This is a genomic window from Methylobacterium sp. 1973 (assembly GCF_040545035.1).
In the GTDB taxonomy this organism is placed as follows: Bacteria; Pseudomonadota; Alphaproteobacteria; order Rhizobiales; family Beijerinckiaceae; genus Methylobacterium; species Methylobacterium fujisawaense.
The window spans coordinates 237,955-263,827 of sequence record NZ_JBEPLA010000004.1 but is presented as its reverse complement, the minus strand read 5'-3'; the positions used below and the strand labels follow the sequence as shown (position 1 = coordinate 263,827).

Sequence of the window (25,873 nt, the reverse complement as noted above, 5' to 3'; positions counted from 1 at the left end):
GTTATCCCACGCGACGAATACGGATCGCGCAGTGTTCGGCTTGTCTTGGCCGGGACGACACTGTGTCATCGCCGACGGTCGCGCGTGTGCCGATCGCGGAGTTGCTGATGAAGACCTTGACGATTGCAGGTACGGCGCTCTGCGCCCTGATCCTGGCCGCGCCGGGTGCGGAGGCGGGCGGCTTCCACGGCGGCGGCTTCCACGGCGGCGTCCACGGTGGTTTCCGGGGCGGCTACGGCTACCGGGGCGGCTACGCGGCCCGCGGCTTCTACGGGCGCGGCTACGGCTACGGCTATCGCCGCGGCTACGGACGGGCCCTCGGCTACGGGCTGGCCGGCGCGGGGATCGGCCTCGGGCTCGGGCTCGCCGCCGGGAGCGTCTACGGCGGCTACGGCTATGGTGGTTACGGGTATGGCGGCTACGGCTACGGCTACCCGGCCGCCTACGGCGGCTACGGCTACGGCGGTGGCTACGGCGGGTGTTACGGCAGCTTCACCTGCGGCTGCGGCTGCTGATCCCAACCCATCCCGCGCCGGGCCCTCAGGGCTCGGCGAGGGGCAGGCCCCGGCTGGGCAATTCCCAGTGCAGGTCCGGCGTCGTCGCGTAGAGCTTGCGATGCGCCAGGACCGCATAGGTGTCCGTCATGCCGGCGATGTAGTCGGCGACCCGGCGGGCGACCCGCGCCTCGGTGGCCTCCTCGAGACCGGCGCTCCACTCCTCCGGCATCCGGGACGGCGCCGCGGTGAACGCGGCGAACAGGTCGTTGACGATGGCGTCGGCCTTCCTCCGCACCGCCACAACGCCGGGATGCCGGTACATGCGGTCCCACAGGAAGCGCATGATATCGGCATCGGCCGCCGCAATCTCCGGCGAAAAGACGATGACCGCCTGATCCGCATTCCGGATGTCCTCGACGCGGCGCGGATCCAGTTCGGCGATGCGGCGTCCGCCCTCGCGGATCACGTCCTCGACGAAGCGGGTGATCACCCGCCGGGCGAGTTCGTGGATCATGCGCGAGGGCTCCAGGCCCGGATGCAGCCGGTCGATCTCGTCGAGCAGCCCGGCCAGGAACGGGACCGCGCGCAGCTCCGGGATCTCGAACAGGCCGGCGCGCAGCCCGTCGTCGAGGTCGTGGGCGGCATAGGCGATGTCGTCGGCGAGGGAGGCCGCCTGGGCCTCGGGGCCGGCCTGGCTCCACAGGTCGAGGGGGTTCAGCGCATCGTATTCCAGGATCGCCGCCGGGATGCCGCGCGCGGCGTAGCGGGGCGTCGGCTGGCCGTCGGCCGTCAGCAGCGGGCCGTTGTGCTTGACGAGGCCCTCCAGGGTCTCCCAGGCGAGGTTCAGCCCGTCGAAGCCGGCGTAGCGCCGCTCCAGCCGCGTGACGATCCGCAGGGCCTGGGCGTTGTGGTCGAACCCGCCGTAGCGTGCCATGCAGGCGTCGAGGGCGTCCTCGCCGGTATGGCCGAAACAGGTGTGGCCGAGGTCGTGGCTGAGGGCCAGCGCCTCCGCAAGATCCTCGTCGAGCCCGAGGGCGCGGGCGAGCGCCCGGCCGATCTGGCTGACCTCGAGGGTGTGGGTGAGGCGGGTGCGGTAATGGTCGCCCTCGTGATGCACGAAGACCTGCGTCTTGTGCTTCAGCCGCCGGAACGCCGTCGAGTGGATGATCCGGTCCCGGTCCCGCTGGAAGTCGCTGCGGGTCGGCGAACCGGCCTCGGGGATCAGGCGTCCCCGGGTGCGGGCCGGATCGGTGGCGTAGGCCGCGCGCCAGCGCTCACCGTTGGATCGCACGGCATCCGCTCGCAAACTCACGCACCCTGCTCATGACGGCTCCTCGCCCGGCGCGTTGCGGCGCGGGCTTGCGCCTCATATCTTGTGGGCCGGGACGCCCTCGGCAACAGGCGGGGTGCGCCGTCCACCGAACGATTGCGTGGCCAGAGACTGATGGCTGATATCACCCTGACCGCCCGCGCGGCCAAGCGCATCAACGAGATCATGGGGGCGGAGCCGGCCGGCTCGTCGCTGCGGATCAGCGTCAATGGCGGCGGCTGCTCGGGCTTCTCGTATGCCTTCGACATCGCCCGCACCCGTGAGGCGCAGGACGTCGCGATCGAGCGCGACGGCGCCACCGTCATCGTCGACCCCATCTCGATGGAGTACATGAACGGCTCCACGATCGACTTCGTGAACGATCTGATCGGCCAGTCCTTCAAGATCGAGAACCCGCTTGCCACCGCCTCCTGCGGCTGCGGCACCTCCTTCTCGTTGTAGCGACCCGCCCGGCGCATCCGCGCCGTTGCGTCCATACGACACCGGTGCCGGCACGGTCGCCCGGGCCGGCATGCCTGATTGCCTCGCCTCAAAAAACGCGGCACGGCTAGGGAATTCCCGCGCGAGCCCTGGTCCGGATGCAGCCATGAACCACCCGAAGGCCCGCCTCCGCCTCCGGTCGGCCTGGGCGACAACCGGTATCCTCGTCCTCCTCGGCCTCGCCCCCGCGCCACTCGCCGCGCAGGAGGGCGCCGCCGCCGTCCAGGACGTGACGGTCACCGACGTGGTCATCCCGCTCGGCGGCACGCTGCTGAAGGCCCCGAAGCTCACGGCGAGCGGCACGCGCCTCTCCAAGGAGGATCTGGCGGCGATCCTGCGGCCCGATTCCAACGTGCCCTGGGAGCAGCGGCTCGCCCGGCTCGATGCGGGCAGCCTCACCGTCCCGGTCCTGACCTCCGAGAATGCGGGTCCCGGCGACAACCGGCAGACCGTCACCTACCGCGATGTGGTCGCCCGCGACATCCGCGCCGGCCGTGTCGGGGAACTGACGGCAGCCGGCGCCACGGTCAGCTCCGTCGCCGGGCCGAACCGCGGTTCCGGAACCTACGGGCAGGTGCGCGCCACAGATCTGGATCTGGCGGCCCTCAGCCGGCTGTACACGGTTCCGGGCGACGGCAAGGGACCGGTCCAGCGGGTCTACGGCACCATCCAGGTCTCCGACGTGACCTATTCCGACGCGCGCGGCACGACCGTGAAGATCGCACGCCTCGACGGGCGTGATCTCGGCGGCCGGCAGATCCCCGACGGCTGGAGCGGCGCCTTCGCGATCGTGGCCGGCGGTTTCGATGGCTCCAGCGACCGGCGTCCCCTGGCCGCCGCGGCGGCCGATCTCATCGCCGCCACCGCCGTCGGCAGCCTGGAGATGCAGGGCCTCAGCGTCAGCGACTCCGATCCGAAGGGGCCGGTTCTGTTCGAGATCGGCCGGGCCGCCTACACCTCCGCCGGGTCGGAGGGCAGCACCGTCCTGGACAACCTGGCGCTGTCGCGCGGCAGCCTGCGTGTCCATGTCGGTCGCCTCGCCGTCCTCGGGACCTCGCTGGTGCCGACCGTCGCGGCCCTCCAGGGGATCGCCGCCGAGCCGACGGCCGGGCCCGGCTTCTCCGATATCGAGATGCGCCGCCTGACGCCCAAGCTCGGCAACCTGACCCTGAGCGACCTGTCGATCGAGCTGCCGCCGGAGGGCGAACCCGAGCGGGCGCCGCCGCGTGATGGTCGGGCTCCGGCCCGCGGCGGCCTCTCCGACTCTGGCCGGGCGGGGCCTGGCAGGCCGGCAGATCCGAGGACGGGCGACACCGCCGCCGACCCCCTCGCCCTGTCGGTATCGCCCCGGCCTGTCCGCCGGATCGCCCTGCGCGAGGCCACACTCGCTCTGGGTGCGCCGAATGACGGCGTGCCCAGCGCGACCCGCCTCAGTCTCTCCGGCCTCAGCCTGCCGGCGGATCTCGTGGCGGGCGCGCCGATCATCGGCATGCTGCCGGTTTACGGGTACCGGGATCTCGACCTCGACCTCGTGGCCGACGCCACTTTGGATGAGAAGGCCCGCGACCTTGCCCTGCGCGAGGTGACGGTGTCGGGTCGCGACATCGGCACCGTCCGGCTATCCGGCACGCTGGGCGGTATCGGGCCCGAGCTGTTCTCCGGCACCTTGCCGGCCGCGACCATGGTGATGTTTTCGGGAAGCGCCAAGGCCCTCGACCTGACGGTGGAGAACGCGGGCCTGTTCGAGCGTTTCCTGGCCGCGCAGTCGAAGGATCTCAGCCTCAAGCCGGACGAGCTGCGCAAGGAGTACGTCACCGCCAGCCTGCTCGGCGTGCCGATCATCCTGGGCAACAGCGCGGCCGCCAAGGGCATCGGCGCCGCCATGGGCCAGTTCGTGATGAAGCCCGGCAAGCTCGTGGTCCACGCGAAGTCCAAAGAGCCCGCCGGGATCGGTTTCATCGATCTCGGCGCGGCGCGCTCGCCGGCGGCCGTGCTCGACCGGCTGGACGTCGAGGCGAAGGCGAACTGAGGCGACCGTGACCGGTCTCCGGGCTGTCGCAGCCGGACGACCGGCCTTGAGGAAGCCCCATGCGCGCGTTCCGTCTCGCGAAGGCTGCGCTCGCCGCCGCCCAGGCGCTGACCTGCATGCCGGTCGAGTATGGCAACGTCGCAGACGTTGCCGCCGCGCGATCTGGCCTGCGGCCGGTCGGGTAGATTCCCGTCTCGCCGATCGGGCTTGGCTCTCGAACTGGACCGAGCCGAGACAGCCCAAGGCTGAAAGCTGTCGCGCCGGCTGTCGGAGCGTTCGTCGTCGACCGCGGAACGGCCTGCGTCGAACGTCGCTGCTCAAGCGATCACGCGGGCCCGTTGCGGAGGTTACAGCGCGATGATCTCCGGATGCTGCGCTGCGAGGTTCGCCCGGGTCGCCTCGGCCCAGGCGCGGTCGCGTTCCCGGCGCGGTCGATCGAGGGACACGGCGGCGATGAGACCCGCCGGGCGCCGGGAGACCAGCAGCAGACGGTCGGCGATCCCGATCGCCTCGGCGACGTTGTGGGTCACCATCAGGACGCTCATGCCGGACCGATCCACCGTATCCACCACGAGGCCGCGCAGCTCGGCGGCGGCGGCATCGTCGAGGGACACGAAGGGCTCGTCGAGGACCAGCACCCGCGGCCCGTCGGCCAGGGCCCGCGCCAGTGCCACGCGGCGTTGCATCCCCAGGGAGAGCGCCTTCGGATAGCTGGCCCGCCATGCCGTCAGGCCGAGCTGCGCGAACAAGCCGTCAAGGTCGAGCCCGCGCCGCGCCCGAGGGAGCCCGAGGCGGACATTGTGCTCGACGCTGCGCCAGGGGAGCAGCCGCGGCTCCTGGAATACGATACCGGCCCGCTCCGCCCCGGAGACGCGTCCCTCGAACGCGGTATCGAGGCCGAGCAGGATCCGCAGCGTCGTGGTCTTTCCGGCGCCCGACGGCCCGATCAGGCAGACGATTTCCCCGGCTGCCACCTCGAATTCGAGGTTGCGAACCGCCTCGACCGGTTCGGCATCGCGCGGCCGATACCATTTCGACGCGATCGCGACCTGAAGAACGGGCTCAGCGCCAGCGACGGACATAGGCTTCGAGCCGCTGCAGCAGGAGGACGTCGATGCCGATCATCACGGCCATGAAGACGAGGCTGTAGCCGATGATGGCCGCCACGTCGGTGCTCTGGACGAAGTAATAGTTGATCGCGAAGCCGACTCCGTCGGGACGACCGAGCAGTTCCACCACCAGCACGATCTTCCAGGCGAGGGAGAGGCCGGACCGCGCCGCCGTGACGATGTAGGGCTGGAGCTGCGGGATCAGGAGGTCGCGGGCCCAGGTAAGCCGGTCGAGCCGATAGGCGCGGGCCATCTCGTCGAGGCCGGGATCGAGATTACGGGCCCCTTCCCGGACAATCACCGCCACATTCGGGAGCTTGTTGAGGACCACCGCCAGGATCGCCGCGGTCTCGGTGAGCCCGACCCAGACATAGGCCAGTACGGTGATCACCAGGGCCGGCGTGTTGAGGAGGACGAGAAGCGGCGTGTCGAGCGTGAGATCGGTGACCTTCGAGCGTCCGAGCGCGACGCCGAGGACGACGCCGAGAAGCATCGCCACCGTGAATGAGATCGCTACGCGGAGCAGCGTCATGCCGACATTGTGTGCGAGGTCGCCGCGCTCCGCCTCCTGAACGATGAAGCGCAGCACCGCCAGCGGCGCCGGCAGCAGGCGCGATCCCGCCTCGAGTGCAGCCAACTGCCAGGCTGCAAGGAGCACGACCAAAGACGCGATGCGGGTCAGCACGCCCAGGCGATCCCGATTGTCTGGACCGCTGCAACGGTGGCCCGCTGGGCCGGCGCATCACCCATTGCGACCGGTGTAGTACAGGTCGGGAGGCAGTGCGTCGCCCTTTCCGACGAGGCGCGCTCCGCCGAGCCGCGCCATCACGGTGTAGAGTTTCTCGGCATCGGCGCGCTCCTCCGCCACGGGGCGCCGCGGGATGCCGGCGAGGAAGTTGCGCTTGAGCGCCTCGAAGGTCGCATCGTCCTCGGCCGCCATCAGCGGGCGCACGATCTGCCACGCGGTCGGATCCGAGGCCAGGATGTCCTTGGCCGCCCGCGACGCCCGCGCGAAGGCCGCCACGGAAGCGGGCTTCTCCTTCACGGTGGTGTCCTGGAACAGGTAGCCGATCAGCGCCACGTCACCGGGGACGCCGAGGGCGTGCATGATGTCCTCGGCACCGACCAGTTGGCGAAACCCCTTCGCCTGAAGGCGGGCGCAGTAGGTCCAGTAGGTGAGCGCTGCGTCGAGGGCGCCCTGCTCCAGCTTCAGCGTGATCAGCGGGGGCGCGCCGTAGGCGATCTCGGCTTCGCGCTCCAGGTCGATTCCGGCCGCGTCCTTCGCCTGCGCCCGGAGCAGCAGCCAGTTCTTGTCCAGGGGACCGCCGGCCACCCCGAGGCGCTTGCCGGCGAGATCCTTGAGGCTCTTCACCGCGCTCCCGGCCGGTACCATCACGCCGCCCTCGGAGGTCGAGTACGGGATGAAGCGCACCGCCTGCCCGTCATTGCCGAGGCGGGCGGCCCAGAGCAGGTCGCCGATGATCGTATCGACCTGTCCTCCGATGAAGCTGATGCGGGCCGCGTCGTTGCCGGCGAGCTTTACGGCATCGAGCTGAAAGCCGTTGTCGGTGTCGAGGCCGCGGGCCTTGATCACCGCAGCCTCCCAGGTCGACGTCCCGAAGGGCAGACTCCCGAGACGGATGGTCGGCACGTCCGCGCGCGCCGCCCGCAGGCCGAGGCCGCCCAGCAGGCCGCCGGCGAGCATCGCGCGCCGTGACAGCATCACGCCTTCTCCCATCGTATTTCGCAGTCTTCGACGGCGGTAGACTGACGTGCCGCATGAACGGGACGCCACTGGAAAAAGGTCATAGGGCTCACACCGGTTTCCGTCCACCGTGCGGAACACGCTTGCGCGCAACCGGCTGCGGCGGCACCCTCGACCGAGACGCCATCAGGGGAGACATGCGATCATGACCGAGCGACGCGAGGGAGTTCTGGACGAGGCGACCGTGGAGGCGCGGCTGAAGGCCGAACTGCCCGCCTGGCGCCTGGAGGATGGCTGGATCCGCCGCACCTACAAGACGGCCGGCTGGAAGGGCACGCTGATGGTGATCAACACCGTGGGTCACCTCGCCGAAGCAGCCTGGCATCATCCCGACATCACGGCGTCCTATGCCTGGGTCGAGGTCCGGCTGATGAACCACGCCGCCAAAGGCATCACCGAGAAGGACTTCGCCCTCGCCCGGAAAATCGAGGAGGTCGTGTCCTGGCAGCCGGCCCTGGAGGGACAGGGCCTCGAAGGGACGCCCGCGGATCCGCGCTTCGCCTACATCAAGTACGACAAGTAGCCGCGCGGCGCGGGCGTCACTGCGGGTCCTTCACGCGGCGGCACTCGGTCTTGAGGTAGGCGGTCTTGCCGATCTCGTCGCGGCGCTCGGTGCGGGCGATGATCTCCTGCCAGCCGGTGGCGCATCCGAGCTCGTTGGCAACTCGGACCTTCCGGACCTCAAGGGCCTGGGCGTCCGTGCAGGCGTCCTGTGCCAGGCCGTTGGCGCAGACCAATACGACGGCGATGAAGGCGTTCATGGATGGGGCGGTCCTCGTTCTCGCCGCACCCTACGCGCCAAGCCACCGCAAGGTTTCCGATGACGGGCTGCGGCCCGCGATCAAGCTTTCGTCACGGTCGGCCCGCCCTGAGGGGGCGGAGGGGCGGGCCGACCGTTTCTCGCAGCACCCGCGGGCGCTGCGATCGCGTGAGCCGGGCGATCAGCCGGCGTGGGCCGCCGGTCGGGCGCCCGCATCCGGGCGGATGCGGTAGCAGCCGATGTAGAGGGCCGGCAGGAACAGGAGCGTGAGGAAAGTCGCCGCCAGGATCCCGCCGATCATGGCGAAAGCCATCGGGCCCCAGAAGACCTCCCGGGCGATCGGAATCAGGCCCAGACTCGCGGCGGCTGCCGTCAGCAGGATCGGCCGCATGCGGTGGTGGGTCGCCTCGAAGACCGCTTCCCAGGGGGCCATCCCCTCGGCCCGGAACTCCTCGATCTGGCTCACCAGGATGACCGCGTTGCGGATGATGATCCCGATCAGCGCCAGGATGCCCAGGATGGCGACGAAGCCCATCGGCTTGTCGAACAGGAGCAGCGCCGGCACGACGCCGATCAGGCCGAGCGGCGCCACGGTGAAGACGAGGATCATCCGGCCGAAGCTCTGGAGCTGCATCATCAGCAAGAACGCCATGGCGAGCAGCATGACCGGGACGACGGCCGCGATCGGGCCCTGGCCCTTGGCGGATTCCTCAACGGCGCCGCCGGTCTGGACGGTGTAGCCCTCCGGCAGCGCCTTGATGAAGGCGTCGATGCCGGGCTGCAGAGCGGCGACGATGGTGGCCGGCTGGGTCGCGTCGTGGATCGTGGCGCGCACCGTCACGGTCGGCAGACGGTCGCGGCGCCAGACGATCGGCTGCTCGAGATCGTAGCCGATCCGGGCGAAGGCGAGCACGGGGACCACGGTGCCGTTCGCGAGACCGACCTGCAGCGATTGCAGGGTGTCCAGCGAAGACCGCTCCACCGCGCGGGCGCGGCCGACGACGTTGACCAGATAGATCGAGTCCCGGACCTGCGTGATCGCCTGGCCGCCCTCGATCCCGTTGAGGATCCCGGCGACGTCCTGGCTGGTGACGCCCAGCTGACGCGCCTTGTCCTGAAGGATCTCGACCCGCAGCACCTTGCCGGGCTCGTTCCAGTCGAAGGTCGGCACGTCGAGCCGCTTGTCGCCGGCCACCACGTTGGCGAGGTCGAGCGAGAGGCGGCGCACCGTCTCCATGTTCGGGCCGCTGAGGCGGTACTGCACCGGTCGGCCTACGGGCGGTCCGAGGCTCAGGGGCTGCACCAGCACGTCGGTGCCGACGAAGTCGCGCAGGGCGATGGTCTGGAGACGCGCCATCACGCGGTCGCGCACCTCGAGCGACTTCGTGACGATGACGATCTGACCGAAGAAGGCGTTGGCGAGCTGCTGATCGAGGGGCAGGTAGAATCGGACCGCGCCCTGACCGACATAGGACGACCAGCTCGACACGTCCGGATCGCCCTTCAGGTTCGTCTCGAACCGGTCCATCTGCGCCCTGGTCTCGGCGATGGTGGCGTTCTGCGGGAGGGTGAGGTCGACCAGCACCTCGGAGCGGTCCGAGGACGGGAAGAACTGCTGCTGCACATGCCCAATCCCGACGATGGCGGCCGCCATCAGCGCGAGGCAGACCACCACCGTCGTCCAGTGCCAGCGCATGGCGACGCGCAGGGCCGCCATGAACAGGCGCGTGAAGATGCCGCGCTTCTCCGTGTGGTGCTTCATGGTCTTCGGCAGCAGCGTGACGCCGACGAGCGGGGCGAACAGAACCGCCACGACCCACGATACCAGCAGCGATGCGGCGATCACCACGAACAGCGAGTAGGTGTACTCGCCCGCGCCGGAGCCGTTGAAGCCGATCGGCAGGAAGCCCGCCACGGTCACCAGCGTTCCGGTCAGCATGGGGAACGCCGTCGACGTGTACGCGAAGGTGGCGGCCTTGCGCAGCGTGTCGCCCCGCTCCAGCCGCGCGACCATCATCTCGACGGTGATCATGGCGTCGTCGACCAGCAGGCCCAGCGCGATGATCAGCGCGCCGAGCGAGATGCGCTGCAGGGTCACGTCCATGATCTGCATGACCACGAAGACGATCGCCAGCACGAGGGGGATCGACACCGAGACGACGAGGCCGGCCCGGATGCCCAGGCTCACGAAGCTCACGGCCAGCACGATGACCACGGCCTCGACCAGCGCCTCGGTGAAGCCGCCGACCGCATGCTCGACCTGCTTGGGCTGATCCGAAACGAGGTGGACGCCGACGCCCACCGGCAGCGTCGCCTCGATCCGCCGCATGCGCTCCTTCAGCGCTTCACCGAAATGCAGCAGGTTGGCGCCCGGACGCATCGCGATGGCCAGCCCGATCGCGGGCTTGCCGTCCACCCGGAACAGGGGCGCGGGCGGATCCTCGTAGCCGCGGCTGATTTCGGCGATGTCGGCAAGACGGAAGAAGCGATCGTTCACCCGCAGATTGAAGTCCTGAAGCGAGGCTTCGGAGGCGAAGGAGCCGCTGACCCGCAGCGAAATGCGCTCCGGTCCGGCCTGAACGACCCCGGATGCCGAGACAGCGTTCTGCGCTTGAAGCGCCTTGATCAGGGCCTGGAGATCGATGCCGTAACCGGCGAGCTTCCGGGTCGAGAAGTCGAGATAGATGGTCTCGTCCTGAGTGCCGAGCAGCTGCGTCTTGCCGATATCGGGCACGCGCAGCACGTCGGTGCGGATGCTCTCCACGTAGTCGCGCAACTGCCGGTGAGTCAGGCCGTCGGCCGTGAAGGCGTAGACGTTGCCGTAGACGTCGCCGAACTCGTCGTTGAAGAACGGTCCCTGCACACCGTCCGGGAACTGGCTCTTGATATCGCCGAGACGTTTGCGGACCTGGTAGAAGGCGGGCTGGACCTCGCCCTTCTTCAGGGTATCGCGGAAATTCACGAAGACTGTGGAGGATCCCGGGGTCGTGTAGCTGCGGACGTAGTCGAGGCCGTTGAGCTGCTGGAGTTCCTTCTCGACCCGGTCGGTGACCTGATCGAGGGTATCCTTGATGGTCGCGCCCGGCCAAGTCGTCTGCACGACCATCGTCTTGATGGTGAACGGAGGATCCTCCTCGCGGCCGAGGCGGCTATAGGCCATGACGCCCGCCACGAGCGAGACCAGCATCAGGAACCAGACGAACGAGCGGTGCTCGAGCGCCCAGTCGGAAAGGTTGAAATCCTTCACGCGAAAACCCCGTGCGGCCGGATCAGACGGCGCCGTTGGCCAGGCGCACGGCCTGGCCTTCCTTGAGGACATGGACGCCCGCGACCACGACGCGTTCGCCGGCCTTCAGCCCATCGACGACCGCGATGCGACCGTCCTCCGCGTTGTCCCGCGCCGCCGCTACGGTCACGTCGCGACGCGACACGGACTTCCCGTCGGCGGACACGACCCAGACCGAGCGGCGGCCGCCGTCCTCGAGCAGTGCCGATGCCGGCAGCAGCACGGTGGGCGAGACATTCCGCGTCAGCGACACGTTGATGGTCGCGCCGAGCCGGAAGGCCGGGCCGGGCTGGTCGAGGCTGATCCGGATACGCTTGGAGCGCGTCCCCGATTCGGCGAGCGGCGCGATCTCGCGGACGCGCCCACGCGCCGTGAGCTCCGGGGCGCTCTGGAGCGCGACGGTGAAGACGCCGTCCGCCGGCAGCGCTCCGACATAGACCTCGGGAATGTCGACCACGGCCTCGCGGACGTCCGGCCGCGCCACGGTCACGACACCCTGGCCGGCGGTGAGCACCTGGCCGACTTCGGCGAGGCGCTGGGTCACGACACCGTCGAACTCGGCCTTCAGCTCGGTGTAGCCCATCTGGTCGCGGGCCTTCTGCAGGCTGGACAAGGCCTGGTCCACCCGCGCCCGGGCCGTCTCGCGCTTGGCAACCGCTTGGTCGAGCGTGGCCTGGGCGACGCTGTTGCCCGACATCAGGCGCCGGGTCCGCGCCTCGGCGGCCTCGGCGTTCTCGGCCTGCGCCTTCGCATCGGCGAGGTCCGCCTCGGCACGGGTCAGGTCGAAGCGTGTCACGATGGTGTCCAGGGCCGCGAGGCGCTGGCCCCGGGTGACGAGGTCGCCGATCGTCACGTCCCGCGCCACCATGCGGCCGGGAATCTGGAAGCCGAGCTGCGCCTGATAGCGCGGCTCGATCGTGCCGGCGAAGGGCCCGAACATGACGGTGTCGCTCGGCACGACCACCTGCGTGAGCACCGGACGTATCGGGGCCGCTGCCGCGGCTTCGCCGCCCTCCTCGCCGTGCCCGTTGCAGGCCGCCAGCGCTGCCGCGACGAGGCTCAGGGCGAGATACGTGTGCGCCTTCACGGGCGAGCTCCGATCTCGGCGGCCGCGACGGTCTGACCGGGGCGCAGGAACTGGATGCCGGCGACGACCACGCGCTCGCCCGGCTCGACGCCGCGCTTCAGCGCGATGATGTCGGGCCCGAAGCGGTCGATCTCGACGGCGCGGACCGAGACTGTCCGCCGGTCGGGGTCGTAGATCCAGACGGACGGTTGCCCGTCGTAGCGGTACAGCGCCGACCAGGGCAGGATCACCGCTTCATGGGGCGCGAAGCGTCCGCGGCCGACCACGACGGCACCCAGCCCCATCGCGGCCGGAGTCGATTTGAGTCCGATCTTGACCCGGACCGTGCCGCTCGCCGCATCCACCGTCGGCGAGATCTCGCGCACGGTCCCGACCGCGGTGATCGCCGGATCCGACTGGAGCGCGACCGCAATGGTGTCGCCCGCCGGCGGCTGGGCCAGCAGCGATTCGTAGACATTGAAGACCGCATCCCGGGGGCCGTCCTGCGCAATCACGAGAACGGTCTGCCCCGATTGGACCACCTGGCCGACCTCGAAGCTCCGGCTGGTCACGACACCGGCCACGCCGGCGCGCAGTTCCGTATAGGAGAACTGCTCCTGCGCGGTTCCCAAAGCGGCCTTCGCCGAATCGACGGCCGCCTGTGTCGTGCGCAGCTCCTGCTCGGCATTGTCGTAGGTCGAGCGCGTGGTGAAGCCGCCGGCAAGAAGTTGCTTCTGACGCTCGAAGGACATCTTGGCCTGGGTCAGGAGTGCCTCGGCCGAAGCGAGGGCGGCTTTCGCGTTGTCGAGATTCGCCTGCTGGGTCAGGGGCTCGAGAACGGCGAGGACCTGATTGGCGGTGACGTGATCCCCGACCTCGACCCGCCGCTCGGCCACCTTGCCGTTGGTCCGGAACGAAACGTTGACCTGCGCCTGGGCCTGGATGTCGCCGGTCACCACGACTTCGAGCGCCTGAGGCGTACGGCGTGCCTGCACCACCCGCACGCGCGCCATCGCGGGATCGAGCGCGGCGTCCGGTTCGGCCCGTGCGCACCCGATCGACGCGAGCGCGGTTAACACCAGTACAACGGATGGGGGTGGACGGAAGACGATGCGGCTCATGCGATCGACCGTGTCGGCGCGGCTCGTGCGAAATGCGTGGCGCGTTCCTACGCCATCCGTTACATACCGTCCAGACGGTTTTTAGTGCAGGTCAGCGATGCAGGTGAAGCGACAACGGCTGGCGGCCCGGCCCGAGATCATCCTTGAGGCCGCCGCCGCGGTGCTGCTCAAGGCGGGCGTGCGGGGGTTGACGATCGACGCGGTTGCCGCCGAGGCCGGGCTGAGCAAAGGCGGGGTTCTGCACCATTTTGCGTCGAAGGATGCGTTGGTGGTGGCTCTGGTCGCCCGAAAGCTTGCGGATGTGCGCGAGGAGATCGCGGCATGCGCTGCGGCGATCCCCGCCGGCCCGTCTCAGCTCCCGAAGGCGATGGTGGCGCATGTGCGCGGGCATTATTGCGAGGACAACGAATCCGCGCGCGCCCTCCTGCTGGCCTCGATGGAGTCGCCGGAGGCGCAGAAGGGGTTCCAGGCCTTCGTGGTGGATCAGCTGGATCAGCTCGGTCAGATCGACGGCGCCCGTCCGGGCGAGGGTTCCGTCCTGTTCTTCGCGATCCTCGGCCTGTTCATGAGTCGGGCCCTGGGCTTCCACCAGCTCGGCGAGGACTCGCTCGTGCCGATGCTCGACGCCCTCGATCGAATCGCGAGCCGGACCGACGGCTGAGATTGCGCGCTCAGACCTGAAAGGCGAGAACCGCCCGCGTGCCCGGAGATCCGGGGGCATACGACAATGCCGAGCGCAGGTTCGATGCCATCGCACGCACGATCCGTGAGCCGAGTCCGGTCCCGCGGATCTCACCCTCTCCGGTCCAGCCGATTCCATCATCCTCGACGGCGAGCCGCACGGTGTCGGCGGCATCGCACTCGATCGCCACGCGGATCTCGCCCGACGTGCCGGCCGGATAGGCGTACTTGTACGCGTTGGTGACGAGTTCGGTTACGACCACGCCCACCGAGACGGCCTTGTCGGTCGAGAGGCGCACGGGCGCCGCCCGGAGCCGGATGGCATGATCCCGCCCGCTCGCCCGCATGGCCGCCTGCAATTCCTCGACGAGGCTCTGCAGGTAGGCGTCGAGCTCCACGGACTCGACGTCGTCCGAGGTGTAGAGCCGCCGATGAATCCCGGCGATCGCCGAGATCCGGGCCTGCATCTCGTCGAGTGCAGCCTTGGCAGCCGAATCCGTGACGGCGTTGCGCTGCATATGCGCCAGGGCCGCGACGAGGGCCAGGGAATTGGCGACGCGATGGTTGACCTCGCGCAGAAGCAGTTCGGCGCGGTCGCGCGCCTCACGCACCTCCGCTTCGGCGCGTTCCTTGTCGCGCCGCAGGCTCTCCTGCCGCAGCGCCGTGGCGACGGCCTCGCCCAGCAGCTCCCGGAACTGCCCCTGAACGTCCTTCCAGACGTAGTCGACCGCGCCGGCCTTCAAGGCCGCGACGGCGACGCGGCTGTCCTCGGAGCCCGTCACGTAGATGACCGGGGGCGCCTCAGGCAGGGCACGGATTTCCGGCAGCAGATCGAGGCCGGTCTGGCCGGGCATGTGATGGTCCAGGGCGACGGCATCGATACCGCCCTGCGCCAGCCGTGCCAGCCCCGCGGCGCCGTCGGGACAGATCTCGACCGCGTAGCCCCGGGCCTCCAGGGCGCGCCGGACCAAGCGACCGAGGCCTGGATCGTCGTCGATGTAGAGGATGCGTGCCGCCGCGGCGGTCCCGTCCCCGCTGACACGCCCGGTGCTCATGGGTTCTGGGGAACCTGCATGACCGAGAAGAACAATCCGAGCTGACGGATCGCGTTCGCGAAGCCGTCATAGCTGACCGGCTTGGTGATGTAGACGTTGGCCCCGAGATCGTAGCAGCGCTGGATCTCGCGGCTGTCATCCGTGGTGGTCAGCACAACCACCGGGGAGCGCCGCGTATGCGGGTTCGCCTTGACCTTCTCCAGGATGTCGAGGCCGGTCATGTCGGGCAGGTTGAGATCGAGCAGGATCAGCAGATGCCGCCGGGCACTCGCCTCGCCGGTGCCGTCCGCGCCGAACAGGTAGTCCAGCGCCGAGGTGCCGTTCCGGAACGGGACGATCTCGTTGTTGACGCCGGCGCGACGGATGTTGCGCTCGATGAGGCGCGCATGTCCCTCGTCATCCTCGATCATCACGATGCTGACAGGATGCACGGGCGGGCTCCACGCTCATTCGGCGGCGATGGGCGCCGGTTCGGGGTCTATCTGGACCGCTGTAGCCGGAGCGCGGGGCAAGGTCACGTCGAACGTCGTGCCGACGCCGAGTTCCGAACGGACCTCGATCCGGCCGCCGAACGAGCGCACCAGGGCTTTGACGTGGGCCAAGCCTATTCCATCGCCCGGGCGATCCTGCAGGCCGGAGCGTCGAAAGAGTTCGAAGACGCGGGCATGATCCCGTGCGGCGATCCCCCGGCCGTTATCGGCGACGGAGAAACAAACCCGACGGTCTCCGACGGCCGTGGCGGTCACGGTCACGCGTCCCGGCCGGCTGGGGTCGAGATACTTCACGGCGTTGTCCAGCAGGTTCCCGAAGACCTGCTCGACGGCCACGCGATCGGCAACGATCGTCGGCAGGTCGGGGGCGATCGTCACGGTGGCGCCCGTGGCCTCCGTCTGGTGCCTCTGGGCGTCCGCCACGTCGCGCAGCAGATTCGTCATGTCGAGGCGCTCGGGGGAAAATTGCCGCCGCCCTTCTCGGGAGAGCTTCAGGATGGCGGCGATCAGCCCTTCCATCCGGTTCACCGCCGCCTTGATGAAGCCGAGCGCCTCGGCGAGATCGCCGTCGAGCCGCTCCGCCTCCGGGTGCCCGCGAAGGGCCGCCTGGATCTCGGTCCGGGTCGCCTCCAGCTCGCTGGTGAAACCCATGACGTTGACGAGCGGCGCGCGCAGGTCATGGCTCACGATATAGGCGTAGCGCTGGATCTCCTCGTTGGACTCGCGCAGATCGGCTTCGGCCTGTCTCTGTTCGGTGATGTCCGTATGGACGCCGACCCATTCCCGGATCGCGCCGCGTGCATCGAGCACCGGAATGGCGCGGATCGCGAAATGTCGCCATGATCCGTCGCGGGACCGGACCCGGTGTTCGTGGACGTAGGTTTGTCGCGCCCGGACGGTTGCGTTCCAGCTCTCGATGGAGGCCTGCACGTCGTCCGGATGCACCGCGTCGGCCCAGCCGTAGCCCTGGTACTCCGCCCGCGTCTGGCCGGTGATCGCGCTCCAGCCGGGCTGGTCGCCGAGCATCCGGCCTTCGGCATCGTTGGTCCACAGGACGCCACGCACGGCCTGCACCGCGGCTCGAAACCGTGCCTCGCTCGCCAGCAATTCGCGTTGCACACGCTGCTGGTCCAGGGACGAGGCGAGGATCGCCAGGAACAGGATGAGGAAGGTCGCGCCGGCGACGTAAAGCGCGAGATTCTGCTGGCCCTGCACGCTCGTCATCGCATGGGCGGCGTGGGGGCCGCCTTCATCGACGGTGATCGTCGCGGCGGCCATGCCGGTGTAGTGCATGCCGGCCACGGCAACCCCCATGACGCAGGCCGCGACAAGCTTCTGCCAGACGCCGTGCTGGTGAAACGAGAGCCACAAGGCCGCGGTGGCCGCGGTCACGGCGATCGCCACCGAGAGCGCGACCATGGGCCGATTGTAGGAAAGGTCGCCGGGGATCCGAAGCGCCGCCATGCCGGTGTAGTGCATGCCGGCGACCCCCAGACCCATCAGCACGCCCGCCACGAGGATGCTGCCGAGCCCCTCCCCGGTCCGCTCCACCCACAGAAAGCCGGCGCCGGTGGCCGCGACGGCGATCGCGAGGGACAGGAGGGTCAGGCCGATGTCGTAGGTGGTGGGCATGCCGGTTTCGAAGGCCAACATGCCGACGAAATGCATCGACCAGATGCCGCCGCCCATCGCGAGCGCAGCGCCGGTGATCCACGGCCAGCGGGGGCCCGCCGCGACGGGCCCTCGGATGCGACTGCCCAGATCCAGCGCTGTGTAGGACGCAAAGACGGAGAGGCCGATCGACAGGGCGACGAGCGCCGGATTGTAGCCTGTATGGACCATCGACTGGGATCGACGTGTGGAGCGCGCAGATCGGGATGTATCCTGAGCCCTGGAAGCGCGCCATCGGGAATCGAAGGCACCGTGGTCTCCCGCAGCCAGGATCGTGAGCGCGGGGCCGACCTGCCGGTCGGCTGCGGCTGGCGCGGCGTGGCGGAAGCCCGGGCCTTCCCGTCGCCGCGGCGATCGCGCATTGTCCCGCGCGGCGGCCTTCGGCCTGTCCCGACAGGTTGCGGCAAGCAGGAGGAGCGACGATCCATCGTGGCCCCCGCCCGAGCCGAAGATCCGCCGCCCTGACGCGGGTTCGCGGTGGAGGGGGGAGCCAAGATGCGGGCCCCATCCGGGCAAGCCGACGGCCGGGCCCCGACCGACCCTGGGCGCCGCCGCCGGCGCGCCCATAGACTGCGTAGAAAAATCCGCGTTCGCCAGACCGCGATGGCCTCATCGGTCGCGCGCGCGCGTTCTAGAGTTCCGTCGATCGCTCATCGCGAATGCAGGTTCATGAACGGACACGCTGCGGCACGACTTCCGGACGACCTGCGCGACGCCCTGGCGCGGACCCTTTACGATCACGACCGGCCGGCGGGCGAGGCGTGCGCGGGCTGGGAGGCCGCGGATTTCGAGATCCGTCACCCGGGTCTGCGCGAGCGCTATCGCCGCTCCGCCGACGCCCTTGCCGACGGCCCGCTCGCCGAATGGCTTCTGAGCCGCCTCGCCGACGAGGAGGAGTTGCGGGTGCTGCGTCGGCAGCGGATGTCGCCGGAGCGGGAGCGCGAGCTTCTGGAGGCCAACAACCGTCTTCTCGCGCGCGCTGAAACGGCCGAAGCGGCCCGGGAGGCGGCCGAGGGAGCGTTCGCCACGCTCCGCCGCGAGCGCGACGTCGCCCGGGAGGCGGAGGCGTTCTGGCAGCAATTCGCTTTCGATGCCGACGATCTCGCGACCCGCCGCCTCATCGAGCAGACGGATGCGCGCGCCGAGGCCGAGCGCCGGGCCATCGCGGAACGGTGCCGCAGGGAGCGCGCGGAGGCGGCGTTGCGCCTGTTCGCCGACCGCGCCGACGTGATGCCGAAGGAAGGCTGGGCCTCGGAACTGGCCCAAGCCAATCGCGACATACCGCTCTGGTGGTTTCACGCGGCGCGCGTCGCCCTGGACCCGCCGGATCTCTCCCGGCCAGCCGAAGACGGAGAGGGTTGAGACCCTCAGGCGGCGGCGGACTGCTTGGCGGACTGGTCTCGGAACAGCGCCGTGCAGCCGGAACCGCGGTGCATGCTCAGGATCGACGCGCGGTCGATCTCCGGGTGCGACTTGAGCACGTTCTGGACGCAGGCCAGGACACGCTCGTACTGCGCGGCATCGTAGTTCGGCTCGAGCGGACTGACCGCGATGTAGGTCTCCACGACGAGGACGCGCTCGGCGCGGTCTCGGGCGACGTCGACGGCGATCCAGGAGGATTTGATCAGGCTGGTGCTGGCGAGCATGGGCGTTCCTCGTGCAGCGTTGCGACTTTAATCCCGCGGCGGCGGGCCAATTTTGGCGAAATCATGGACCGCCCGGCCGCGAATGCCAAGGGGCGCTCCCACTTGGTCCGAGGCTGCAAGCTGTCTGTTGAGCGCCGCGGCTGGCCGGCTTACGCTTCGTCACGGGCCGCACAGGCCCGATCCACAATCGGCACTCGCATCCGGCGAATGGCATGTGGTATACAAATTCAAGGACTCGTCACCCAGGGTCCGAGTGACGGTGTCGCGACACGACGAGACCGCGCATTGGGAGGGATAGCAGACATGATCCGTTCGAGGATGAGAGGTCCCTGCCCCGGCGTCGCACGTTGCCCGTCACCGACCCGTGCAGGCAGCATGCCGGCATTCCGCGCGGCCTGAGCCGCCCTCCGACATTCCCGCATCCGACTCCAGCTCCGAGACCGATCATGACCAAGGCCCTCGAAGGCGTCCGCATCCTGGACTTCACCCACGTTCAATCCGGCCCGACCTGCACGCAGCTCCTGGCTTGGTTCGGTGCAGACGTCATCAAGGTGGAACGGCCGGGCGTCGGCGACGCCACGCGTCAGCAGCTTCAGGACATTCCTGACGTGGACAGCCTCTATTTCACGATGCTGAACCACAACAAGCGCTCGATCACGCTGGATTCGAAGAATCCGAAGGGCAAGGAGGTCCTCTGGCGCCTCATCAAGGAATGCGACGTCCTGGTCGAGAACTTCGCACCCGGCGCGCTCGCCCGCATGGGCCTCACCTGGGAGAAGATCCACGAGGCCAACCCGCGCATGATCCTGGCCTCCGTGAAGGGCTTCGGTCCCGGCCGCTACGAGGACTGCAAAGTCTACGAGAACGTCGCGCAATGCGCCGGCGGCTCGGCCTCGACCACGGGCTTCCGGGACGGTATCCCGATGGTGACGGGGGCGCAGATCGGTGATTCCGGAACGGGTCTGCACCTCGCGCTCGGCATCGTCACGGCGCTGTATCACCGGACCCAGAGCGGCCTCGGCCAGAAGGTCGACTGCGCGATGCAGGACGGCGTGCTCAACCTGTGCCGGGTGAAGCTGCGCGATCAGCAGAGGCTCGAGCACGGGCCGCTGAAGGAATACAGCCAGTTCGGTGAAGGCATCCCGTTCGGCGAGGCGACCCCGCGCGCCGGCAACGATTCCGGCGGCGGTCAGCCGGGCCGCATCCTGCGCTGCAAGGGCTGGGAGCAGGATCCGAACGCCTACATCTACGTGATCACCCAGGCCGCCGTGTGGGAGCCGATCTGCGACATCATCGGCGAGCCGAGCTGGAAGACCGACCCGAACTACGCCACGCCGAAGGCCCGACTGCCGCATCTCAACGAGATCTTCACGCGGATCGAGGCGTGGACGATGAAGGTGTCCAAGTTCGAGGTGATGGACACGCTGAACAAGTACGACATCCCCTGCGGCCCGATCCTGTCCATGAAGGAGATCGCCGAGGACGAGTCGCTGCGGAAGACCGGCACGATCGTCGAGGTCGACCATCCGACGCGCGGCAAGTACCTGACGGTGGGCAATCCCATCAAGCTGTCGGCGAGCCCGAGCGACGTGAAGCGCTCCCCGCTGCTCGGTGAGCATACCGAGGAGATCCTGCGCAGCGTGCTTGGCTATTCCGAGGCCGAGGTCGGTGAAATCTCCGAGTCCGGCGCGATCGGCGTCGTTCAGAAGATCGCCGCAGAGTGAGCGGCGTGCGGTGATCCCGGGCTTCGGCCTGGGTTCGCCGCCGTCGTGTCCGGGGCCGCACCGTCCCGGACTTCGGATGACGCCGTCCGACCAACGGGGCACGACCGTTCGCCGCCGCGCCCCGCGCTCCGACCGTCCCTTTCCCGGGCCGCCATGGGCCCGGTCGAAGCCCAGGAGATTGCATGCGCATCGCCTTCATCGGCCAACAGGATTTCGGCAAGGCGGTCCTGGAGGCGTTCCTCAAGCGAGGCGATGAGGTCGCCGCGGTGTTCTGCGCGCCCGAGAAGCCCGGCGCCAAGCCGGACGTCCTCAAGACCGCGGCGGTCGAGAAGGGGTTGACCGTCTTCCAGTTCCCCAGCCTGAAGAGTCCCGAGGCCGAGGCCGCGATGCGCGGGCTCGATGCCGACATCGGCATCATGGCCTACGTGCTGCAATTCGCGCCCCAGAGCTTCGTCAACATCCCGAAGCAGGGCACAATCCAGTATCATCCGAGCCTGCTGCCGCGGTATCGTGGCCCGTCCTCGATCAACTGGCCGATCGCCCGCGGCGAGCTGCAGACCGGCCTCACGATCTTCCGGCCCACCGACGGGCTCGATGAAGGGCCGGTGATCCTGCAGAAGACTTGCCCGATCGGCGCCGATGCGACGCTGGGCGACGTCTACTTCGACAACCTGTTCCCGATGGGCGTCGAGGCGATGCTCGAGGCGGCCGATCTCGTCGTTGCGGGAGAGCATGTCGAGATCGACCAGGATGAGGATGCCGCCAGCTACGAGGGCTGGTTCCGGGGGGCGGAGGCGGAGATCCACTGGTCCGCGCATGCCGAGCAGATCTACAACCTGATCCGCGCGGCCAATCCGGCGCCGGGCGCCTGGACGACGCTCGACGGCAAGAAGCTCCAGATCTTCGATTCGACCCTGCATCGGGTCCGTAAGCTCGCCGATGTCGTGGGCAAGCCCGGCGAGGTGATCGCCATCGACGACGCGGGGTTCAGCGTCTGCGCGCAGGGTGGCAGGATCGAGATCCGCAAGGTCAAGGCGGAGGGCGGCAAGAAGATCACGGCCGCCGCATTTGCCCAGGAGGTCGGGCTGGCGGTCGGGCAGGTGCTCGGGCGATAGGATGCCCGCGCCGGCGGTGGAGCGCATCCGACCTTAGACGGCGCGACGCCCGACCAATTCCGCGGGACGTCACGGCTACGCGGTCGTTGAGCCTGTGCTCCCCGCCGCATTCAGCCCATAGCCGCGAAAGCGCTCGACGGTGATGCCGATCTCTTCATCGGCTAAGATGATCGGCGTCCCGATCTGCCGGGCGACGGCATATTGCTGGCAGAGGGTCTCCAGCTCGACGGCGAGCCACAGGGCCTTCTCCAGATCGGCGCCGGCCGCGATCATGCCGTGGTTGGCGAGGAGGCAGACGTTGCGATCGGCCAGCGCCGTCAGGGCCAAGTCCGAGAGTTCAGCGGTGCCATAGGGCGCATACGGCGCGCAGCGCACGCTCGGGCCTCCGAAGGCGGCGATCATGTAATGGATCGCCGGTATCGCCTGACCGCAGATGGCGAAAGCGGTGCAGTAGACCGGATGTGCGTGGACCACCGCACCGAATTCCGGACGGGACACCAGGATGTCCCGATGGAAGCGCCATTCCGAAGAGGGCTTCTGATCCGGCGGGTGGGTTCCGTCGAATGCCATCGGGACCACATCGTCCGGTCCCGTCCTGTCGGTGGGCATGCCGGAGGGTGTGATCAGGAGCCCATCGCGGAACCGCACCGAGACGTTCCCCGACGTCCCGCGGTTCAGCCCCTGGGCGTCGAGCGCCCGTGCCGCCGCCACGACGCTCTCCCGCGCGATCCGCTCGTCCCTGTCCATACCCGATCTCCGGAAAGCCCGGTCCCCGGTATGCAGGAAGCCCGGCGCCGTAAAGACGGCGCCGGGCTCATTCTCGTCGGTTCGTGTCGCCTGGACCGCGCTACTGGGCCAGGGCCGGCGCGAGGCTCGCCTCGGGCTTCTTGGTATAGGCGGCCCGCATCGGCTTCAGGACGAAGAGCGCCAGCAGAGCCGCGACGATGTTGAGGGCCGCTGCCGCCAGGAAGACGGCATGCCAGCTCCCGGTCATGGTCGTGAGCACGCTGGTATAGGGGACGATCAGCGCCGCCGTGCCCTTGGCCGTATAGAGTAGACCGGCATTGGTGGCGGCGTATTTCGAGCCGAACGTGTCTCCGCAGGTCGCCGGGAACAGGGAGTAGATCTCACCCCAGGCAAAGAACACGAGACCGGTCAGAAGCACAAAGGCGATCGGGTTCTGGCCGAACTGGCTGAGCGCGTAGATGCCCAGGCCTTCGATCGCGAAGGACAGGAACATCGTGTTCTCGCGGCCGATATGGTCGGAGACCCAGCCGAAGAACGGACGCGTCACGCCGTTGAGCACCCGGTCGAGCGTGGCCGCGAAGGTCAGCGCCGGCAGCGTGATCCCGAGCAGCGAGACCGGAACGTCGGCGATCTTGAAGTCCTTGGCGATCGGGCCGAGCTGCGCGGTGGCCATCAGGCCGCCGGCCGCCATCATGACGAACATCGCGTACATGACCCAGAAGATCGGCGTGCGGACCATCTCGGAGGGCTTGTAGTCGCGCTTCGACTGGCTGACCCGGGCGATCTCCGGAACCTGCCCCTTCGCGGGCGACCGCAGGAACAGGGCGATGAGCATCACGATGACGCCCTGCCCGATACCGAAGTAGAAGAACGCCGCCTCGTAGCCCTGCGACTTGATCATGGCCTGGATCGGCACGACGGTCAGGGCCGAGCCCGCGCCGAAGCCCATGGCGGTGATGCCCGCGGCGAGGCCGCGGCGATCGGGAAACCACTTCAGCGAATTGCCGACGCAGGTTCCGTAGACCGCACCGGCGCCGGTGCCGCCGATCGCGGCCGCGATGTACAGCACGGTGAGCGAGTCGGCGTAGGAGTTGATCACCCAGGCGATGCCGCAGAGCAGGCCGCCGAACAGCGTGACGATCCGCGGGCCGTACTTGTCGACGAACCAGCCCTCGATCGGGACCAGCCACGTCTCGGTGACGACGAACAGCGTGAACGCCACCTGGATCGCCGCGCGATCCCAGCCGTGCCGCTCCTGCATCGGGTTCACGAAGAAGGTCCAACCGTACTGCATGTTGGCGATCATGCACATGCAGACGACGCCGAAGGCGAGTTGCAGCCATCGGCCACGCCCCGCCGGTTTGACGATCTCGGACATACCCATCCCTCCTTGGCAGTATTATTGTTGGGGTCTGTGCTCAGACCGGCTGTATGCCCTGCCGCGGCCCAGCTTGGCAGAACAAGATGACCAGGATTCTTCGAAAAATTCTTGGCCCGCAGGCAAATAAAGTCTCAAGTACTCGAGCATCCGCATTGGACTCAGCAGCGCGGGACTGATGGTCGACGGTATGCCAGCAGGATGGTGCTGGTATCCCTCCGGGCTGTCAATCGAACCGGCATAAAAATACACGTTTCGGTGCTGGGATTAAAACCGATCGGCCGAACGTGCGGTCAAAACTGGGGATGGGGAGCCGCGCCTGCACAACTTCCGCGAGGCGAAAAGTCGGCAAAGGTCACAGGTCTGTGGGGCCGCCCCGCAATTGACTAGGATCTGGCCAAGGTTTGGGTTAGTCCGCTTGGGAGCGCACGACAGAGAATGCGTGCGAGACATCATACGTGTGAGCTGACTGGACGAGGGATGTCGAATTCCGAACCGCTGAGCGTGAAGCCCATCGTCGCCAGCTCCAGTCTCCGGACCTTGGCCTACGAGGCGCTCAAGACAGCCATCACCAACATGGACATCTACGGACGTCCGGACGAGGTCCGCCTCGACGAGCGGAAGCTGTCGCAGGATCTCGGCGTCAGCCGGACGCCCGTGCGCGAGGCGCTGACGGTTCTGGAGCAGGAAGGCTTCGTCCGGTCCGAGGCGCGGCGCGGTGTCTTCGTGATCAAGAAGAACAAGCGCGAGATCGTCAGCATGATCCACGCCTGGACGGCGCTGGAAAGCATGGCGGCTCGCCTCGCCTGCACCCGCGCCACCGATGCCCAGCTTCGCGCCCTGCGGGAGTCCTTCCCGGAATTCTTCGAAGGACAGCCCTCAGAGCACATCGATGAGTACTCGGACGCGAACATCCGCTTCCATCAACGCATCATCGCTCTGGGACACTGTGATGCGATTGCCGATCTGACCAGCAATCTCCTGATGCATGTGCGGGGCATCCGCAGCACGGCGCTCCGGCAGGGCGACCGGGCCGAGCGTTCGATCCGGGAGCACGTCGCCATCATCTCGGCGCTGGAAGCCCGAGATGCCGACCTGGCAGAGCGTCTCGTGCGCGAGCATGGCCTCGGGCTGGCTCAGCACGTCGACACCTACGGCGACTACCTGGACTGATCGGCGTCGAGGCCGTCCCACAGGGTCCTTTTCCACCTACAAAGCCTCGCCGACCGCATCGGGAATTGTCGGCGAGGGCCGCACGGTCGTGCGCGTCGGCTGCGACAGCACCGACCGACCCGGTGCTCAGAACTCCGACCGAGCGCTGGTCACAAATTAAATCGCGCACAAACATTGCCGCACTGCAAAAATTTTGAAAGGCGCGCAGTCCCTCTGCGCCCCTCTCAACTGCGAGCGTGGCGCATGCGAGGTGTGGCTTCTGTGTGGAATGAGGGCGCATCTCCGTCCTCCATGCATAGGCCGCATGAACGGTATTCGTTATCTGGCATACCAGTTTGCGGGGCGGCATGACATCTCTCGCACCGCAACATATTGCGGTGCCCGGCCGCCCTGGAGAGTCCGATGATCGCCAGCTTCCTCGCCATCTTTGTCGCTTTCGCCGTTTGCCAGGCGCTGCTGACCGTGAAGTTCGCCGACTTTCTGAGCTCCGAGCGCACGTCCGGTCGTTCGACCGTCGCACCGACCGGCGACGTCGCCTCCGCCAAGCTGGCCTGACGCGATCCGTCGATGTTTCGGTGAGGGCGCCGAGCACGGTTAACGCTTTCCTCAAAACTTGCGCGTAGGGTAAATGGATCGTTGACCCTGCGGGCGAGGAGCGACCGCGTTGGCCCTCGGCGCCGCATCGCGATTCTCGGACGGCCCCTACGTCCTTCTGATTTCGGATCGCCCATCCGAGCAGAGAGCCCTTG

25 protein-coding genes are annotated in these 25,873 nt (G+C 68.4%); 11 read left to right on the top strand and 14 right to left on the bottom strand.

Translation table 11 applies throughout. From position 1 onward, the window contains the following. The first annotated feature begins 107 nt into the window (after window positions 1-107). Window positions 108-515 (top strand): hypothetical protein, encoded by a 408-nt coding sequence (locus ABIC70_RS10740; protein ID WP_354439713.1) that lies wholly within the window; start codon window positions 108-110, stop codon window positions 513-515. Between the two features lie 25 nt (window positions 516-540). On the opposite strand, the gene ABIC70_RS10735 is transcribed toward ABIC70_RS10740, so the two are convergent. Further along, on the bottom strand, window positions 541-1,788 hold the full coding sequence (locus tag ABIC70_RS10735) for a deoxyguanosinetriphosphate triphosphohydrolase (protein ID WP_354439712.1): 1,248 nt from the start codon (window positions 1,786-1,788) through the stop codon (window positions 541-543). A 153-nt stretch (window positions 1,789-1,941) separates the two neighbouring features. Between ABIC70_RS10735 and ABIC70_RS10730 the strand changes: the two genes are divergently transcribed. The 3 genes from ABIC70_RS10730 (at window position 1,942) to ABIC70_RS10720 (ending at window position 4,521) form a co-directional block, all read left to right on the top strand. Then, on the top strand, window positions 1,942-2,268 hold the full coding sequence (locus ABIC70_RS10730) for a HesB/IscA family protein (RefSeq protein WP_043349135.1): 327 nt from the start codon (window positions 1,942-1,944) through the stop codon (window positions 2,266-2,268). Between the two features lie 145 nt (window positions 2,269-2,413). Next, window positions 2,414-4,336, top strand: a complete 1,923-nt coding sequence (locus ABIC70_RS10725) for an aq_1923 C-terminal domain (RefSeq protein WP_345819845.1) — start codon at window positions 2,414-2,416, stop codon at window positions 4,334-4,336. 59 nt (window positions 4,337-4,395) lie between these two features. Then, entirely contained in the window at window positions 4,396-4,521 is a 126-nt protein-coding gene (locus tag ABIC70_RS10720) for a hypothetical protein (RefSeq protein ID WP_274927145.1), read from the top strand. Between the two features lie 162 nt (window positions 4,522-4,683). On the opposite strand, the gene ABIC70_RS10715 is transcribed toward ABIC70_RS10720, so the two are convergent. The 3 genes from ABIC70_RS10715 to ABIC70_RS10705 are packed head-to-tail and all read right to left on the bottom strand — an operon-like array spanning window position 4,684 to window position 7,168. Then, window positions 4,684-5,418: an ABC transporter ATP-binding protein gene (locus ABIC70_RS10715; protein WP_053610698.1), complete on the bottom strand. Its 735-nt coding sequence runs from the start codon at window positions 5,416-5,418 to the stop codon at window positions 4,684-4,686. Then, the gene (locus tag ABIC70_RS10710) at window positions 5,399-6,136 is read right to left on the bottom strand and encodes an ABC transporter permease (RefSeq protein WP_043349142.1); all 738 of its coding nucleotides are present in this window, start codon (window positions 6,134-6,136) and stop codon (window positions 5,399-5,401) included. Before ABIC70_RS10710 ends, ABIC70_RS10715 begins: the two co-directional genes overlap by 20 nt. Before the next feature lie 51 nt (window positions 6,137-6,187). After that, window positions 6,188-7,168: an ABC transporter substrate-binding protein gene (locus tag ABIC70_RS10705; protein WP_274927144.1), complete on the bottom strand. Its 981-nt coding sequence runs from the start codon at window positions 7,166-7,168 to the stop codon at window positions 6,188-6,190. A 187-nt stretch (window positions 7,169-7,355) separates the two neighbouring features. Between ABIC70_RS10705 and ABIC70_RS10700 the strand changes: the two genes are divergently transcribed. Further along, complete coding sequence (locus ABIC70_RS10700) at window positions 7,356-7,733, top strand: 4a-hydroxytetrahydrobiopterin dehydratase (protein WP_182591586.1); 378 nt, start codon at window positions 7,356-7,358, stop codon at window positions 7,731-7,733. A 16-nt stretch (window positions 7,734-7,749) separates the two neighbouring features. Here ABIC70_RS10700 and ABIC70_RS10695 read toward each other — a convergent pair whose 3' ends face one another. The 4 genes from ABIC70_RS10695 to ABIC70_RS10680 form a co-directional block, all read right to left on the bottom strand. Next, window positions 7,750-7,971 carry a hypothetical protein gene (locus tag ABIC70_RS10695; RefSeq protein WP_043380797.1) on the bottom strand — a complete coding sequence of 74 codons (222 nt, stop codon included), beginning with the start codon at window positions 7,969-7,971 and terminating at the stop codon, window positions 7,750-7,752. A gap of 180 nt (window positions 7,972-8,151) precedes the next feature. Then, entirely contained in the window at window positions 8,152-11,217 is a 3,066-nt protein-coding gene (locus ABIC70_RS10690; protein ID WP_354439708.1) for an efflux RND transporter permease subunit, read from the bottom strand. Between the two features lie 22 nt (window positions 11,218-11,239). Further along, complete coding sequence (locus ABIC70_RS10685; RefSeq protein WP_476188428.1) at window positions 11,240-12,343, bottom strand: efflux RND transporter periplasmic adaptor subunit; 1,104 nt, start codon at window positions 12,341-12,343, stop codon at window positions 11,240-11,242. Next, on the bottom strand, window positions 12,340-13,443 hold the full coding sequence (locus ABIC70_RS10680; protein ID WP_043380805.1) for an efflux RND transporter periplasmic adaptor subunit: 1,104 nt from the start codon (window positions 13,441-13,443) through the stop codon (window positions 12,340-12,342). The genes ABIC70_RS10685 and ABIC70_RS10680 overlap by 4 nt, the downstream gene beginning before the upstream one ends. Window positions 13,444-13,540: 97 nt before the next feature. Between ABIC70_RS10680 and ABIC70_RS10675 the strand changes: the two genes are divergently transcribed. Next, window positions 13,541-14,104, top strand: coding sequence for a TetR/AcrR family transcriptional regulator (locus ABIC70_RS10675; protein ID WP_354439706.1), 564 nt, complete (start codon window positions 13,541-13,543; stop codon window positions 14,102-14,104). Between the two features lie 10 nt (window positions 14,105-14,114). Here the strand turns inward: ABIC70_RS10675 and ABIC70_RS10670 are convergent, their stop codons facing one another. Genes ABIC70_RS10670 through ABIC70_RS10660 form a run of 3 tightly spaced genes read right to left on the bottom strand, consistent with a single transcriptional unit; the run spans window position 14,115 to window position 17,512 of the window. Beyond that, on the bottom strand, window positions 14,115-15,179 hold the full coding sequence (locus ABIC70_RS10670) for a sensor histidine kinase (RefSeq protein WP_179696767.1): 1,065 nt from the start codon (window positions 15,177-15,179) through the stop codon (window positions 14,115-14,117). Beyond that, window positions 15,176-15,589: a response regulator gene (locus ABIC70_RS10665; RefSeq protein WP_043351430.1), complete on the bottom strand. Its 414-nt coding sequence runs from the start codon at window positions 15,587-15,589 to the stop codon at window positions 15,176-15,178. Before ABIC70_RS10665 ends, ABIC70_RS10670 begins: the two co-directional genes overlap by 4 nt. A 36-nt stretch (window positions 15,590-15,625) precedes the next feature. After that, a complete protein-coding gene (locus ABIC70_RS10660; protein WP_053610701.1) occupies window positions 15,626-17,512 on the bottom strand; it encodes an MHYT domain-containing protein in 1,887 nt (628 codons plus the stop codon). Window positions 17,513-17,836: 324 nt separating this feature from the next. Here ABIC70_RS10660 and ABIC70_RS10655 point away from each other — a divergent pair, with 324 nt between their 5' ends. Further along, the gene (locus tag ABIC70_RS10655) at window positions 17,837-18,703 is read left to right on the top strand and encodes a hypothetical protein (protein WP_354439703.1); all 867 of its coding nucleotides are present in this window, start codon (window positions 17,837-17,839) and stop codon (window positions 18,701-18,703) included. Between the two features lie 5 nt (window positions 18,704-18,708). On the opposite strand, the gene ABIC70_RS10650 is transcribed toward ABIC70_RS10655, so the two are convergent. Next, on the bottom strand, window positions 18,709-18,987 hold the full coding sequence (locus ABIC70_RS10650; protein WP_043380811.1) for a hypothetical protein: 279 nt from the start codon (window positions 18,985-18,987) through the stop codon (window positions 18,709-18,711). 446 nt (window positions 18,988-19,433) lie between these two features. On the opposite strand from ABIC70_RS10650, the gene frc reads away from it, so the two are divergent. After that, complete coding sequence (gene frc, locus ABIC70_RS10645; protein ID WP_043351422.1) at window positions 19,434-20,711, top strand: formyl-CoA transferase; 1,278 nt, start codon at window positions 19,434-19,436, stop codon at window positions 20,709-20,711. A 182-nt stretch (window positions 20,712-20,893) separates the two neighbouring features. Further along, window positions 20,894-21,826 (top strand): methionyl-tRNA formyltransferase, encoded by a 933-nt coding sequence (locus ABIC70_RS10640; protein WP_279898256.1) that lies wholly within the window; start codon window positions 20,894-20,896, stop codon window positions 21,824-21,826. A gap of 75 nt (window positions 21,827-21,901) precedes the next feature. Here ABIC70_RS10640 and ABIC70_RS10635 read toward each other — a convergent pair whose 3' ends face one another. Both ABIC70_RS10635 and oxlT read right to left on the bottom strand, forming a co-directional pair. After that, window positions 21,902-22,573, bottom strand: a complete 672-nt coding sequence (locus ABIC70_RS10635) for a class II aldolase/adducin family protein (protein WP_354439700.1) — start codon at window positions 22,571-22,573, stop codon at window positions 21,902-21,904. A gap of 100 nt (window positions 22,574-22,673) precedes the next feature. Beyond that, window positions 22,674-23,951 carry an oxalate/formate MFS antiporter gene (gene oxlT, locus ABIC70_RS10630; RefSeq protein ID WP_053610704.1) on the bottom strand — a complete coding sequence of 426 codons (1,278 nt, stop codon included), beginning with the start codon at window positions 23,949-23,951 and terminating at the stop codon, window positions 22,674-22,676. 480 nt (window positions 23,952-24,431) lie between these two features. Between oxlT and ABIC70_RS10625 the strand changes: the two genes are divergently transcribed. Both ABIC70_RS10625 and ABIC70_RS10620 read left to right on the top strand, forming a co-directional pair. Further along, window positions 24,432-25,124: a GntR family transcriptional regulator gene (locus ABIC70_RS10625; protein ID WP_043357745.1), complete on the top strand. Its 693-nt coding sequence runs from the start codon at window positions 24,432-24,434 to the stop codon at window positions 25,122-25,124. 402 nt (window positions 25,125-25,526) lie between these two features. Next, the gene (locus tag ABIC70_RS10620) at window positions 25,527-25,679 is read left to right on the top strand and encodes a hypothetical protein (protein WP_167380416.1); all 153 of its coding nucleotides are present in this window, start codon (window positions 25,527-25,529) and stop codon (window positions 25,677-25,679) included. The last annotated feature ends 194 nt before the right edge of the window (window positions 25,680-25,873 follow it).